This window comes from Pseudodesulfovibrio sp. zrk46 (assembly GCF_012516435.1).
Lineage (GTDB): Bacteria > Desulfobacterota > Desulfovibrionia > Desulfovibrionales > Desulfovibrionaceae > Pseudodesulfovibrio.
In genome coordinates this window covers 3,166,823-3,181,046 of the sequence record NZ_CP051216.1, presented here as the reverse complement: position 1 = coordinate 3,181,046, position 14,224 = coordinate 3,166,823, and the positions used below count along the sequence as shown (strand labels likewise).

The window sequence follows — 14,224 nt, the reverse complement described above, 5'->3', positions numbered from 1 at the left end:
TTTCCATGAACGCCAAAGGAATCGTATTCATTGGACCAGCCAACACAGCAACACCATACTTGGAGTTCTTCCAACCTGTTTGCCACTTTCAATATTTCTTGATTATCTAAATTGATAACCAGCTTTTGTTTATGGATAACTAGTTTGTTTTTAAGAGTTCCTTGCTTGAATTATGATAAACAGAGCGTGCTTTAGCATTGCCTCATATGTATCGATTGAGCCTGCAGCTTTGACTTTAAGACAGTAATTTTGCCTAAAAGGTAATTACTAACTACCAAGATAACTCCTCTCCTAGCGGGAAAGACAGATATAAGGCCTAACAATTCGATTGATACCATGAACTGGGGGGGACTCCCCCAGCTCACGAATTACTAATTAACCTAAATTAGTAACGTTCAAACTCCATATCATTGGCAAAACGCACATCTTGTTTCATTGCATTCGAGATATTTTCTGCGGTCTGTGGTAGCGCAACACGGCTCGCCCTTACGATCTGACGCTGTTGAACTTGTGCAGGATTCCGAACACTAGCCACATCAAAAAATGACATAACCTCCTGAAGACGGATAGCTTGCTGAGCCAACTCTTCACTGGTGGAAGCCATTTCTTCCGAGGCTGAAGCATTTTGCTGGATAACAGTGTCCAACTGAGTAATAGCCCCATTAATCTGCGTCGCACCAGCATTCTGCTCATTGCTTGCCACAGTAATTTCCTGGACAAGTGATGCTGTCTTCTCGATATCAGGAACAAGAAGTGACAGCATCTCGCCAGCTTTCTCTGCGACTTCAACGCTATTGGAAGACAAACCACTGATCTCTGCCGCAGCCTCACCACTTCGTTCTGCCAACTTGCGAACTTCGGCTGCGACCACGGCAAATCCTTTGCCATGCTCGCCAGCTCTCGCAGCTTCAATTGCTGCATTTAAAGCAAGTAAATTAGTTTGTCTCGCAATCTCTTCAACGATAGAGATCTTTTCAGCAATAGTGCGCATGGAGTCCGTTGTCTTCGCAACAGCAGCACCACACTCCTTAGCGTCAATAGCAGCTTTGGTCGCCAAGGCATCAGTTTCCTGAGAGTTTTGCGCATTCTGGCTTATATTTGCAGCCATCTCCTCCATCGAAGCTGTGACTTCTTCAATAGATGCAGCCTGCTCGGTAGCACCCTGCGAAACAATCTGAGAGGAGGAGGATAGTTCAGCACTACCAGATGACACTTCTTTAGTAGCCATATTGATTGCTCTGACGGTTTCGGTAAGGTTCATTGTCATCTTGTCGAAGGCACGAGCCAATTCACCGACCTCATCCTGTTTATTTAAGGTTTTTTGATCGACTTTAATATCGAGAGCCCCTTCCGCAATTTGGTTCGCCTGAAGCACTGCCTGCTGTATAGGCTTTGTGATTCGACTCACCACAAAAAGGATCACTCCCGCGACAGCAAATATTGTTAACAGTGTTCCAACTATACCGGCGTCACGAATCATATCCATACGACTAAGCAACTCTCCGAGAGGGGCATTGACGGTGATAATCCAATCAATATTATTCGCCTGCCCAAAGGACATGACTTTCCATTGCTCCTGTTTCTCAAAATAGTATTTGTGTGTCCCTGTCTTACGACTCAGCATTTCCTGCCCGTAGTCAGTATCAGCAACATTCATCTTCAAGACATACTCACTATTTGGATGACCTACTACGAGCCCTGAAGAGTCAATCATAAATGCATAGCCATGCTCTCCTATTTTTATATGTGACAATACTTTATCGTAAACATTGGAAATATTGACCACCACAAAAAGCACACCATGAATGGCTCCTGAATTGTCTTTTACCGGAATGGAAGCTACAAAAATGGGATTTCCAGTTGCGCGGCTGATTAAGGCCTTAGATTTACTCAAATCACCTCTCATTGCCTCCTGAAAGTATCCCCGATCACTAACATCGAGATCTTTGTAACTTGCAGGACTGGCAGCAACTGCTTTGCCGTCAATATCCACCAAAGCTAATGCCTCATACCATGGAAAATCCTTCAAGACATGTTCGGTAAATGCCGTCACTTCCGTCAGTGCTGTGGGATCTCCTTTAATGGCATGTACAAGGCGCTCATCTCTGCTCCAATTGGTGAGATTTCCGACCATATTATTTACCCAGTCATCAATGGAACGTGTTGCTGCTTCTTGGTCGCGGGTAATGGCACTGATGATTTCCTTCTCCATCACCTGAGATGATTCCCACAGGCTAAACCATTGCAAAGAGCTCACTCCAAGAACCATCACCAACAAGACCGGCAACAAGAATTGCCCTCTCAAACGAAAAGATTTCAAAGACATTAATAACCCCTCAATTTCATTATCTTACGCTGCAAAAGGCTCTCCACCTAAAGCTCTTTTCGACATGGAATTAGGACTACCTGCAACCATAGAAAGCTCTTCTGGAGAGAAAATTTTGCTAATATCAATTATGATTAAAAATTGGTCATCCTGACGTCCCATCCCCTGAATATAGTCAGCCTTTAATGATGCTCCCATATTGGGTGCTGGCTCAATGGAGTCAGAAGTCATTTCGAACACTTCGCGAACAGAATCCACCATCACCCCCATGGTGATTCCCCCTTCAACACAGGGAATTTCCACAATGATGATACAAGTATCGACGGTTTTTTCACCGGTAGCCATGCCAAGCTTGTTTCTCATGTCCATAACGGGAACAGCATTTCCACGGAGGTTAATAACGCCTCGCATGAAACCAGGCATACAGGGAATGGATGTGATAGCCTTTAACTCTAGCACTTCTCGTACTTGAGAGATGTCTAACGCGAAGACCTCTTTGGCTAATAAAAAGGTCAAATACTGATTCATCTCGTTTGCTAATTCTTTCTTATGCATTTTGAATATTAATCACTCACCGTTTACTAGCTTTCAACGGAACCTACAGTTTATTAGATGTTGCTTCTAAAGAAGGAACACTTTCCCAAGTTGACCTATTACAACTTCCATATACAGATAGAATTTGAGTCAACTCCTCCCCTAAAACACTCCTCTTATTCTGAGGCATAGTTCCCCCCCATTCGAGGATAACGACTATGTCGTATGCAACGTCTGGACATGTAAAAACCTTAAATTCATCGAGGTTCTTTTCGGTCACAAAAGAGGATATCTGCGAGAGGTGTTCAGTCAGTAGACAGTAGCTTTCGTTCGAGAAAGTGCGGATGTGAATGCGTTCAAACCAGGTCACCGTTTCTCCTTTGTTGCAATGCGACTTAAGCGAAGAACGTTCCAAACCTTAAACTCTTTTATAACGGCAGGTTAAAGAAGACAGCTCCACCAACCTACGAAATAAAGTAGTTCCACTGAGCTATTTGGCAGATTCGATTAAAACTGATATATTTCGTAGAAAGCATGCAAAAGGGGAAGGCTATGCCAGACTATGGAGCACTTTTTTTTCAAAAGGCAACGAATGCAATTTTCAAAGATTTGGAAGGCGATGCCGCGCTTTCCAACATCATGAACTTTTTGCAAAAATACATGCCAGTATCCGTCATCACTCTAGCCAGATATGATGCAGACAGAAACGCAGTTTGGTGCATTGCTTACGCTGCATCTGACCCCGATCTCACCATCGACAAATATATTTACTTGCAAGGAAATGAGGAACGAAGCCTTGCAATTGAAGAAATGCGCCTTGATCAAGCCGGTATAGTAAATGATTTTAATGACCTACCCAGAATAATCAAAAGGATCGTCAGTACATTCTTTCCTGTAATGTCATCCGTTATCAGAATACCGTTGATCTTAAATAATACCCGGCTTGGCTCCTTAAATGTGCATGTAGAGGGAATAAACCAATACACTGAAGAAGATCTGAAATTGCTCAACTTGCTTCGTGAACCGTTCACGCTGGCAATTGCAAACATAATACGACATCAAGAGCTTCAAGATTTACGAAAACAGCTTGAAGATGAAAATCAAATACTCAAAGAGGAAATTCATTCCTCATCAGAAGTGCAAGTCATTGGTGCCGAATTTGGCCTCAAGGAAGTCATGCAGCAACTTATGCAGGTTGCTCCGACTGACAGTACGGCACTCCTTCTTGGTGAAACTGGCGTTGGTAAAGAATTGATCGCAAACTGTATTCACCTTTACTCCAAACGTCGCGACACCCCGTTTATTAAAGTCAACTGTGGCGCTATCCCCGACTCTCTTATCGATAGTGAGCTATTCGGTCATGAAAAGGGGGCTTTTACAGGGGCAATTAAACGCAAGCTCGGACGTTTTGAACGCGCGCACCGTGGGACTATTTTTTTGGATGAAATTGGTGAACTACCAATGTCGGCTCAAACCCGATTATTACGAATTCTGCAAAACAGAGAATTTGAACGACTAGGTGGCACAGAGTTAATTCCCGTTGACACGCGTATCATTGCTGCCACAAATCGTGATTTATCAACTATGGTTAACGAGGGGACGTTCAGAAAAGACTTGTTCTTTCGATTGAACGTATTTCCAATAAACATCCCTCCGCTCAGAAAGAGGCTCAGCGATTTGCCTGAGCTCATATCTTATTTCATTGAAAAAAAACACGCTTCACTGAATCTGCACAGGACTTTTCAGTTGGCTCCAGGGGCTTTGGAAAGCATGATGCACTATTCGTGGCCAGGCAATGTGCGAGAACTCGAGAATGTTGTCGAAAGAGAACTGATACGATCCAATTCTCAAAAAAATGAGAAATACATAAGATTTGGAGAAACATATCCTGAACCAACTCACCTCGCCCCAAATCACACCGCCCCAATCTATACTTTGGACCAAGTTATGAAACATTACATCACAAAGATATTGAAAAAAGCAGAAGGTAGGGTTGAAGGGAAAAATGGAGCTGCCGAGCTTCTTGACATAAAACCGAACACTTTACGAAGCCGGATGCGAAAGCTAGGAATAGAGTTTGGTAGAAAAGTCAACATATAGGACAATCCCCACAGACGAATTATTCCACTGAGCTTCAATTCATTGCTACAAAAAAAGAGGGTGGTTAACACCACCCTCAAAATTTGCAATTGAGCCTAACTAGTTCTTGGCGAACAAAACTCTCTGCTCTCCATAATTAGACAATCATAAAACACAAATCATCAGAACGGGACATCGTCCATACCGCTAGCTTCAGAAGGGAAGGCTGGACCGAGATCCTCTTCCTGCTGTTGCGGTTGCCCCTGAGACTGCCCCTGCTGCATGTTGCTGTTCTGCTGCTGATAACCACCTTGCTGGGCACCACCTTGCTGGCCACCACCCTGCTGATAGTTATTATTCTGCTGGTAACCACTGCCATTCTGCTGCTGGTATCCGCCTTGCTGCTGGCCTTGGAACTGACCATCTGGCACACGGTCGAGCCCCTGGACATTGTCTGCCACGATCTCAGTCATATAACGATCCTGACCAGTATTCTGATCCTGCCATTTACGAGTCTGCAGCTTACCCTCAACCATGACCAAACGGCCTTTACCAAGGTAGTTTCCACAGAATTCAGCAGTCTGGCGCCAAGCCACGATATTATGCCACTCAGTACGTTCTACCCTCTGACCGGTCTGACGATCTCGGTATCCCTCATCTGTGGCAATGGAAAACTTAGCCCGAGCCTGGCCATTAGGAGTATAAGATAACTCAGGATCGCGTCCAAGCCTTCCAATCAGGATCACTTTATTCAAACTTCCAGCCATATCGACTCCTTAGACATTTATTCAAATTTAGATTTATTCAGTTATCAAAATTTATCCGCAATGTCTTGCAACGAATCAAGACAGTCCTCAAGATCATAAGACAATTTATCAGCATCCTGAGGATTACGATCTGCGAGAGCAGCTTCGAGCTTAATACGCAAATCCTCGACTTGATCTGCGAACTCTCGCAAAAGGGCGGCTTTTTCATCTGAAATCAAACCTGCCCGAACTGCATCAAATACAGCACGAGCTAATTCCAGCACACCCTTCTTAGGGATGGCATCCCCACCTTCTCCCCATACGAGTTTCCACAGCGCAGGCCAAGCCTTTTCCACCTCGTCTTCGCTGAAAGTCCAAGCCGATACGCGGATTTGCAAGAGCCTACCCATTCTTTTCTAGACCTCTTCTTCCCATTCTGACTGAATACGAGCGACAACATCCTGAATGACAGTGAGTTGATCCTCAGGACAAATACCAATCAAAGGTTCACCCTCATCAACATTGTCACCACGGCCAAAATAAACCGAATAAATAATTCCTTCAGGGCCAGAATAGGACAGAGGGGTCTCACGCTTCATACGAGAGACAATCATAAGCTCCATGCCCTCAGATACTTTAACAGAACGTTTTCCTGAAACTTTCAACTTCTGATCAACTTCCGGTACAAAATAGTATTTTGCACGCTCAGGTGCACGGAACAGGTAAAGTGCTTCCTGTAGAATCAGTTCGATGACTTCTTTACGAGTCAAAAAATGTTTAATTGTGACCAGAGGTTCTCCGGCTTCGACGAACTGACCTTCCAATTCAGTTCGTACAGACTCGATCTCACCTTTCTCAGGAGCGGTGATGGTTTTCGTATTCTTCTCACGAGTCAGATTAGCCAACAAAGTACCAGGCTTTTCCATGAAATCCCCACGACGGCCAGAAACCTTATCTCCAACCTTGAGACCTGCAAATTCCACCACACCGGTATGAGGAGCACAAACAACTATCTCGCGATAGGGAGACGCCTTAACTTTGTCCAGCAACTCTTTGATATTTAGCACGATTATTTCCTTGGATTGATCATCGTATGACGATGAATGTGTGTCGATTCAAAATGAATGACATGGCAAGCCCCAGAAAATATAAAAGACGGGCAAATCTATAAACTTGTCCGTTCGGGGCTTGATCCTTTGTCTATGCGAGTTTCCCGCTGTTTAAAACAAACGAGGTTAGCGATAGTATAGGTTGCGACCGCCCATGGTCAAGAGGGATTGATGAAGGTTCTTTTTGACTTCTCTACGATCCCAGATTCCATGTATATGCCCACGAGACAATGCATGATACGCACGGTGATAGTCAGGGGCGATCGCCATACCTGTTGTTTCAGCAATAACCCCAGGACCAGCGAAACCGATATTGGAAGACTGCACAGCAAACTGATATGGAGAACACCCCAAAAAGCTTGCAACCGGGCCAGCATATGAATTGGTATCATACAACACCAAATAAAGCCCACCAGCATCAATATATCGACGTACAGCTATAGTACAACGGGGCATCTGAATAACACCGTTGACTCCTTCCTGGATTCGAATGCCGGCAGTCCCATGCACATAAGCAATAAACGGCTGCCGCTTGCGGCCTGCTCGTTCTGCTGCGCGAATAAATTTTTCACCTTCTGCAGCTCCAACACTCCCACCACGAAAAGGAGCACAAAGGACGGCCACTACTGCTTCAACATCCTCGATAACTGTTTCAAAAGTTATACACGCGGATTTAAGACCAGTCTTTTCTTTAGCCTTATCTAACTTGAGTTCAAACTGCTCATAATTCAGTGGATTCATGGACTCCAATTCTCGATTGAATTCCTTACTTTCTCCGTAATCGAAGACATTCTCCAAGTACCACTTGTACTCCATGGGGAAATGATGTCCACAACTGGGACAAACTCCAGCAAAGTCGCCAAACAAATCTGGCACCCACAAATCCGGACAATGATGAGTGCGTACATTCGGACAAGAGATAGTCCTGTCTTCCTGACTACGAGGACTAGTCCAAGCCCACTCACTCCCCACAAGGCAAGCACCATCTTCAGGACACGACAAACGAGTCAACATCTCCCGCACTTCCTCGCCTTTCTTGGCTTCCATGGTCTCACTTCCCATGGTTTTGTCCAATGTCCGCTTAAGCGGCATGAGCAACTTCTGACGAACCAAATGTGCTTCAGCTCCAAGCTCTTCAACCATCACATCCAGCCGTCTTTTCTGTTTGCCCAACAAATCGTAGCGAAGATATGAATGAACAGCCTCAACAGAACTCTTTGTAGAAGCTACCATTCGCTTGAATATGCCAGTACCATCCAATCGAGCATGACGACTCATTGCTCGGAATTTTCGTTGTCGCAACTCCACTAAACGACTGAGAGCAGAGCGAGACAAAGTCCATCGCATAAAAATAGCTTCAGCATCATCGCTACGACGGGCCCTGACGGCCATAGCACGATAAAGCTTCATGGACTTAACCTCACTCACGGCCTCGTTGGTGGCTTGAATGAGTTCGCGTCGAAGTTCGCGGAAAAATTCATAGTGATTAGGGCGAGCCCCAAGTGGCGGCTCTTGTATGATCTTATCAATATAACCATTTTGCAGGTTATCATCTGCAGTGATGCACAACTGCTTTGCGCACTTCTCGATCAATTCGGGTGTAGCTCTATCACCACCACGCAGCCCACCCTCAATAGCAGCTGCGCCTTCAGGAGAAATGACAGAATAATAGCCATGTGAAAGCATTATTCGTCTGTCTGCCAAACCAACAGCTTCTGCTCCACCTGAACCGCCTTCAGAAAAAACTGATATAACAGGTGCACGTAACGCTGCCATTTCATATAAATTTCGGGCAATCTGCTGCGCTGCTCCCGGCCAATCCTCAATAGGATATGCTCCAGGGGTAAACACAAAGGTATGAACTGGGATATTCTCGGTTTCAGCGACCTTCATATAATGAAGAGCTTTTGCATTTCCCCAAGGCTTTACAGACCCACCATTACGAAAAGCTTCTCCATGCCCCTTTTCCTGCCCGATAACCATAACCATTTGATTGATTACTTTATCACCTACACGACGGGTAAAATATGCCCTTGCGATCAACATGGAGGGATCAATATTGAATTCACCCCGACCACCAATCTCCGTGTAATTATCGTAGACGTTTTCAAGAATATCTTTGAGACATATACGCTGAGGATGACGAACAATACGCACTTTATCCATCGGCGTAAGAACTGTGTCCAACTTGCGCTCACAAAAGTCGAACAATTCATCTAGGCGGCCAACTTCCTCCACCAGTACACTTCCTGGCAAATTCTGTTCTTTGTCCAAAAGGTCCTGCAATTTAGCAGTTAGGAGCCTAATATTATCGTCTTCCTTGTCTCCAAAAATATCGCAAACATAAGACAAACGATCCTTTAAGTCCTGGATTTTTCTATCTATATCCATTTAAAACTCCAGGATTTTATGCGTCTTATTACGCAGGTACGCGATGTTGGTATAAAATTCATCGGAACGACCACCGACAGTCCCTTCCAAGACAACTTCGTTCAAGAACTGCAAACCTCTAGCCTTCACTTCATCTAAGTCCTTCCCCCAAACAATGGCTAAAGCCAGATTAGGATCATACTCCATAGGTATCTCGTAACTTACATTTCGTGGCACTTGAGTATAAATCTCCAGCCAATCATGCTCTTCCCAACCGAAGCGTAAGATGCGTCCAGCACATGGTGTAAAACGATTGTCCGTATTCTCGGCTACAATGCGATATTCTATGCCAACACCATCAAATTCAACATCTGCCTGCTCATACCCAAGACTGTCACCAAGCCCGAGACGAATTTGCTCAGTAATGATATCCACAGGACTCCCGTTTACCCTTGAAATAATGGAGGAAACACCATTTTCAACTTGAATTCGTGTGTTTACCTCCATTAAAAATGGCTCCCCCTTGGGCGTGACAATCCACTCCCATGTTCCAACATTATCGTACCCAGTCTCATGAGCCATTGTGAGCGAATAACGAGTAATGTCTTCGAGTACCTGAGTCGCATCAAATGTATACGGGATAACTCCTGGAGCAAATCCAGGGGCAACCTCAACTCTCTTTTGTTTACCAGTGGACTGGATTGAACAATTTCGAGTTCCGAAGTGAATCTGCCCTTTCCCACTCCGTTCGCAAACAAGTTGAACTTCTAGATGGTTAAAATCAAATATTCGTTGCTCAATGAGAACCCCTTCATCTCCGAAATTGCGCTTGGCATAATTTCGAATACGACGAAATACAGAACGGAATTCATCAAAGCTACCGACTTCCTCAATCCCCATACCACCGCCACCAGCCGAAGCTTTGACCATAATAACACCGTCAACGATGCCTTGGGTGGCCTGAAACTCGAAAAGGCTAGCAGCAATTTCCTCCGCTTCCACCTCGCTATAAACTGGACGATCAGAGCCAGGAACCGTAGGTACATCCAAACTACGGGCTATGCGTTTTGTATTAATCTTATCTCCAAGATCACGAATAACCCACCACGACGGGCCAATGAAGACCATTGGCCGATCACGACGAACAACCCGACGAGCAAATCGAAAATCCTCTGCAAAAAAACCATACCCTGGGTGCACAGCAGTTGCACCAGCAGCATCAGCAACTGAAAAGATTTCATTTGAATCGAGATAGGAATCTATGCGGTATACAGCTTTATGTCCCGCCAATTCACGTGCAAGACGCACATGGCCACATTCTTGATCTTCCTTAGTGTAAACACAAACGAAGTCTAAACCGAGCCTACGGCATGCGCGTATAACGCGCATGGCTATCTCACCGCGGTTGGCAATAAGGACCTTATGACGGTCTATGGACATGGAATAATCCTGGCTATTCTTGTTCACGCTGCTTTTTACGCAGCTCAATGAGACGTTTCTGGACTTCCAACACCAACTTGTCGAGTTTTGCCTGCTTTTGTCGCTCTAGCTCAACAAAATTGATGCCAATAATACCATTATCCAGCACTCGCATGACAACGGCGTTCACATCACCCAAAAACAACTTCTTGTTAATCAAGAGTTCAGCATCAAGGGTCTGATTTTCCTTGAACCCTTTTTCAGGGTCAAGAACAGCAAAACCAGTAGCACTGAGGTCTTTGACCTCAAAAACCTTTTTCAAAGCTGGGAACCGGACAGTCAGCCCGGGAACCTTAGTACGAAACGCCTTTCGCAGCTGATCATCACCGCCAGTGGATATGTTCAGATCAAAGCCCATGATCTCCCCTTATAAACAGCTAGTTACCCCTAATACACCCCACAGACTATTTGCCCATGACGCGCTTCTCCAACACGAACTCGACTCTACGATTCTTAGCCCGATACTCATCCGTAGTATTCGGAAAGATGGGATTGAGATAGGCCAACCCTGTGGCTGTCAATCGGGTAGGTTCAATGCCCATTTTAAGGAGTTCGCGTAAAACCATAACTGCCCTCAGGGCGGAAATTTCCCAATTATCTTTAAATCGAGACTTGCTTGAAGGACGTGTGTTGTCTGTATACCCGATAATCTTGATCTGCTGATCACGATGCTGAAAAAAGAAGTCTTTCAGGGCAGTAACCACCTGAATCCCCTTAGGAGACAGATTAATCTGCCCGGGCCTGAACATAACGTCACCAGGGACACGAAGAGTAATCACACCATCCTCAAAATTAGCTGAGACCAAGCCTTCAACTCCCTTCTTGGTCTGAAGAGTCTTAACTTCTGCAAATACTTTGCGCTGAGATTCGATAATCTGTCTGCGCATGAGCGCTTGGTCAATAAGTACACCAGCCTCTTCGCGTGTAATCTTACTTGTCGCAACCTTTTGCATTTTGCCCTGCAGAGCCTTTGTTACCGAAGAGAAGGTCTCAGAAAACTTCTCTGTATCCAGCGTGGACATAGAATAGAGCAGTACAAAAAAGACGAGCAGGAGCATAGAAAGGTCGGCGAAGGTCGTTAACCATTCGCCACCGCTCTCCTCTCCTTCTTGGAGATCCGGTTCCCGGTAATCTTCACTCATCTACTGGGCCTCACGCTCGCTAGGGGCTAGGAACGAAGACAGCTTTTCGTAAACAAGCCTCGGGTTATTATTTTCAAGAATGGATTTGGCTCCCTCAAAGATTACTTCAAGGTGCAACTGCTCCTGAAGAGTACGTGCACGGAGCTTTGCCCCAATAGGGATAAAAATCAGGGTGGACATTGCAGTACCATAAAATGTGGTTAGCAATGCAACCGCCATGGCAGGACCAATGGATTTAGGATCATTTAACTGAGAAAGCATCTGAACCAAACCGATCAAGGTACCCATCATACCGAAAGATGGGGCAAGAGCTGCTAATCGTTTAAACACATCCTGCCCCACTTGGTGGCGGCGACGCATAGAATTGATTTCAATAGAAAGTGTCGTGCGAATCAGTTCAGGATCAGCGTTATCAGCGATAAGCTGACACGATTTTTTAAGAACCATATTCTCTGTCTGCACATTCTCCAAAGCGACCAACCCTTCTCGACGACTGATCTCCGCTACTTTAACCATTATATTGACGACATCACGAACTTTCGTTTTACGCTGAACGAACATCTTGAACGCAGCATTAAAGGCCTGTATGACTTCTTCAAATGGAAATGCCACCATAATAGAAGCAAGCGTTCCACCAATAACGATCATCATACCGGGAATATTGATGAACACATCAACGGCCCCACCAATAACGATAGCCCCAAAAATAAGGGAGAGGCCAACGGCCATACCAAGTAGTGTAACTATATCCATAAAAGAGCCTGTCCTTGGTTCTATCCGGTCCAACTATAGGGGCAACGTACCTCTATTATGCAGTTCACATCTTGCCCAAACAACAAGGAGTCCGCATGACATACACGGAGAAGATACAACAGTCTGCCGCATATATACAGGAAAATCTAGACAAAATTCAAGAGAACACCATTGCTTTAATGACAGGTACGGGGTTGGGAGGCCTTACAGAAGCCATCGAAAACCCAACCACGATACCATATAGTGAAATACCTGAATTCCCTGTATCAACTGTCGCTAGTCACGCTGGACAACTTACAGCTGGAACCATTGATGGCACCCCTGTCATAGCCTTACATGGCCGTGTCCATCTCTATGAAGGCTTCGGCGCCCGCGAAGCCACACACAATATTCGAACTCTTGGCGAACTAGGCATAAAAACGCTTATCCTTACCAATGCCGTTGGAGCTCTGAATCCCTCCTTTGAAACAGGCTCACCGATGCTGATCGAAGACCATATTAATTTAACAGGGCACACCCCTTTACGAGGGGATAATAATGACAAGTGGGGTGAGAGATTCCCTGATATGTGCAAAGTTTGGAATCAAGAGTTACGTGACTTAGCTATTCAGAAAGCTCTTGAATTGGGTATCCGGCTAGAGCGCGGTGTATTCATGCAAATCATGGGGCCGAACATGGAAACCCCTGCCGAAACTCGAATGTATAGAGCACTGGGAGCCGATGCCATTGGCATGTCGACTTGTATGGAAGCCATTGCAGCCCACCACATGGGCATCCGACTCTTAGGTATCTCTTGTCTGACCAACAAGAACCTCCCCGATTGCATGGAAGAAGCTCCCTTGGAGCAAGTGATAGCACAAGCCAACAAATCATCTGACGCGATGACAAAACTTATTCGAGCTATCCTAAAGGAAATCTGAGAAGTTACCGAATAAACAAAAGGAGCAATCATAGGATTGCTAGTCCCTTAACAATCGTAACGAGACAACACAGGACGGCACTTGATGTATAGAATACTGCTTCTCATCGCGGTTTTGGCAACCACTATTTTTGCCACAGGATGTGGCAACCGCATGTGGCAGGACACTAAGGAGACTGCGAGTGACACCTACGACTATGTATTTGATACCGCTCCAACCGCTCGCTCCTACCATGAGGCAGTTCAAATTCCGATCATTGACATCAATCACGATGCTGCCGACGTTCTTTACAACAATATCAAAGGAAGCGAACTGTCTAGACGTTCCCCTATCTACATCAAAAACTTTATAAACCAAAACGATCCGAATGACACATCGATCTTTGGGCGCGTCATGACAGAACAAGTTGTGGACAGACTTGTTCAACGAGGTGCACTTATCACGACGGGGGAGCCCAGAGCAGAAGCCTTTCTACTCCCCCCCGGAGTAAGTAAAAGTAAATATGACACCCCTCCTAAAGGAACAATTGAAAGCCTTCCCCCTCGTTCAGCAAGACTAGAAGGGAGTTATGTGATCGGGGACAACTACATCTACATGACTGCCAAGATTATCCGCTTGGATGATAACGCAATAGTATCAGGCCACAACTGGACAATTCCCATATCTGACAACGTGCGACAGATGCTTCCGCAATTGGAACTTGAAGATGGCCTCGAACCTTCGGTTAAAACGAGGTTTGATCAACCTAGACCATAGAAACAATCAA

General features: G+C 45.2%; 13 protein-coding genes. 3 read left to right on the top strand and 10 right to left on the bottom strand.

Annotation, left to right across the window (positions count from 1 at the left end):
* Positions 1 to 385: 385 nt before the first annotated feature.
* A complete protein-coding gene (locus HFN16_RS14335; RefSeq protein WP_168891413.1) occupies positions 386 to 2,326 on the bottom strand; it encodes a methyl-accepting chemotaxis protein in 1,941 nt (646 codons plus the stop codon).
* Positions 2,327 to 2,350: 24 nt separating this feature from the next.
* A complete protein-coding gene (locus HFN16_RS14330) occupies positions 2,351 to 2,881 on the bottom strand; it encodes a chemotaxis protein CheW (protein WP_168891412.1) in 531 nt (176 codons plus the stop codon).
* 531 nt (positions 2,882 to 3,412) lie between these two features.
* On the opposite strand from HFN16_RS14330, the gene HFN16_RS14325 reads away from it, so the two are divergent.
* Positions 3,413 to 4,960, top strand: a complete 1,548-nt coding sequence (locus tag HFN16_RS14325; protein WP_168891411.1) for a sigma 54-interacting transcriptional regulator — start codon at positions 3,413 to 3,415, stop codon at positions 4,958 to 4,960.
* Between the two features lie 161 nt (positions 4,961 to 5,121).
* Here HFN16_RS14325 and ssb read toward each other — a convergent pair whose 3' ends face one another.
* From ssb to HFN16_RS14285, 8 genes are all read right to left on the bottom strand, one after another.
* Positions 5,122 to 5,706, bottom strand: a complete 585-nt coding sequence (gene ssb, locus HFN16_RS14320) for a single-stranded DNA-binding protein (protein ID WP_168891410.1) — start codon at positions 5,704 to 5,706, stop codon at positions 5,122 to 5,124.
* A 44-nt stretch (positions 5,707 to 5,750) separates the two neighbouring features.
* The gene (locus HFN16_RS14315) at positions 5,751 to 6,095 is read right to left on the bottom strand and encodes a hypothetical protein (protein WP_168891409.1); all 345 of its coding nucleotides are present in this window, start codon (positions 6,093 to 6,095) and stop codon (positions 5,751 to 5,753) included.
* Between the two features lie 6 nt (positions 6,096 to 6,101).
* A complete protein-coding gene (locus tag HFN16_RS14310) occupies positions 6,102 to 6,752 on the bottom strand; it encodes a biotin/lipoyl-containing protein (protein WP_168891408.1) in 651 nt (216 codons plus the stop codon).
* Between the two features lie 168 nt (positions 6,753 to 6,920).
* A complete protein-coding gene (locus HFN16_RS14305; RefSeq protein WP_168891407.1) occupies positions 6,921 to 9,185 on the bottom strand; it encodes an acetyl-CoA carboxylase carboxyl transferase subunit alpha/beta in 2,265 nt (754 codons plus the stop codon).
* Positions 9,186 to 10,604 carry a biotin carboxylase N-terminal domain-containing protein gene (locus tag HFN16_RS14300; protein ID WP_168891406.1) on the bottom strand — a complete coding sequence of 473 codons (1,419 nt, stop codon included), beginning with the start codon at positions 10,602 to 10,604 and terminating at the stop codon, positions 9,186 to 9,188.
* A 13-nt stretch (positions 10,605 to 10,617) separates the two neighbouring features.
* Positions 10,618 to 11,001 carry a PilZ domain-containing protein gene (locus HFN16_RS14295; RefSeq protein WP_168891405.1) on the bottom strand — a complete coding sequence of 128 codons (384 nt, stop codon included), beginning with the start codon at positions 10,999 to 11,001 and terminating at the stop codon, positions 10,618 to 10,620.
* A 46-nt stretch (positions 11,002 to 11,047) separates the two neighbouring features.
* The gene (locus HFN16_RS14290; protein ID WP_168891404.1) at positions 11,048 to 11,785 is read right to left on the bottom strand and encodes a flagellar motor protein MotB; all 738 of its coding nucleotides are present in this window, start codon (positions 11,783 to 11,785) and stop codon (positions 11,048 to 11,050) included.
* A complete protein-coding gene (locus tag HFN16_RS14285) occupies positions 11,786 to 12,538 on the bottom strand; it encodes a MotA/TolQ/ExbB proton channel family protein (protein ID WP_168891403.1) in 753 nt (250 codons plus the stop codon).
* A gap of 95 nt (positions 12,539 to 12,633) precedes the next feature.
* Between HFN16_RS14285 and HFN16_RS14280 the strand changes: the two genes are divergently transcribed.
* Entirely contained in the window at positions 12,634 to 13,458 is an 825-nt protein-coding gene (locus HFN16_RS14280; RefSeq protein ID WP_168891402.1) for a purine-nucleoside phosphorylase, read from the top strand.
* An 84-nt stretch (positions 13,459 to 13,542) separates the two neighbouring features.
* Positions 13,543 to 14,214 carry a FlgO family outer membrane protein gene (locus HFN16_RS14275; RefSeq protein WP_168891401.1) on the top strand — a complete coding sequence of 224 codons (672 nt, stop codon included), beginning with the start codon at positions 13,543 to 13,545 and terminating at the stop codon, positions 14,212 to 14,214.
* The last annotated feature ends 10 nt before the right edge of the window (positions 14,215 to 14,224 follow it).

Excerpts from the sequence above, each read along its gene's own strand:
- HFN16_RS14300 (WP_168891406.1), bottom strand. The coding sequence starts at position 10,604 with ATGTCCATAGACCGTCATAAGGTCCTTATTGCCAACCGCGGTGAGATA.
- HFN16_RS14295 (WP_168891405.1), bottom strand. The coding sequence starts at position 11,001 with ATGGGCTTTGATCTGAACATATCCACTGGCGGTGATGATCAGCTGCGA.
- ssb (WP_168891410.1), bottom strand. The coding sequence starts at position 5,706 with ATGGCTGGAAGTTTGAATAAAGTGATCCTGATTGGAAGGCTTGGACGC.
- HFN16_RS14315 (WP_168891409.1), bottom strand. The coding sequence starts at position 6,095 with ATGGGTAGGCTCTTGCAAATCCGCGTATCGGCTTGGACTTTCAGCGAA.
- HFN16_RS14305 (WP_168891407.1), bottom strand. The coding sequence starts at position 9,185 with ATGGATATAGATAGAAAAATCCAGGACTTAAAGGATCGTTTGTCTTAT.
- HFN16_RS14290 (WP_168891404.1), bottom strand. The coding sequence starts at position 11,785 with ATGAGTGAAGATTACCGGGAACCGGATCTCCAAGAAGGAGAGGAGAGC.
- HFN16_RS14335 (WP_168891413.1), bottom strand. The coding sequence starts at position 2,326 with ATGTCTTTGAAATCTTTTCGTTTGAGAGGGCAATTCTTGTTGCCGGTC.
- HFN16_RS14330 (WP_168891412.1), bottom strand. The coding sequence starts at position 2,881 with ATGCATAAGAAAGAATTAGCAAACGAGATGAATCAGTATTTGACCTTT.
- HFN16_RS14325 (WP_168891411.1), top strand. The coding sequence starts at position 3,413 with ATGCCAGACTATGGAGCACTTTTTTTTCAAAAGGCAACGAATGCAATT.
- HFN16_RS14280 (WP_168891402.1), top strand. The coding sequence starts at position 12,634 with ATGACATACACGGAGAAGATACAACAGTCTGCCGCATATATACAGGAA.
- HFN16_RS14285 (WP_168891403.1), bottom strand. The coding sequence starts at position 12,538 with ATGGATATAGTTACACTACTTGGTATGGCCGTTGGCCTCTCCCTTATT.
- HFN16_RS14275 (WP_168891401.1), top strand. The coding sequence starts at position 13,543 with ATGTATAGAATACTGCTTCTCATCGCGGTTTTGGCAACCACTATTTTT.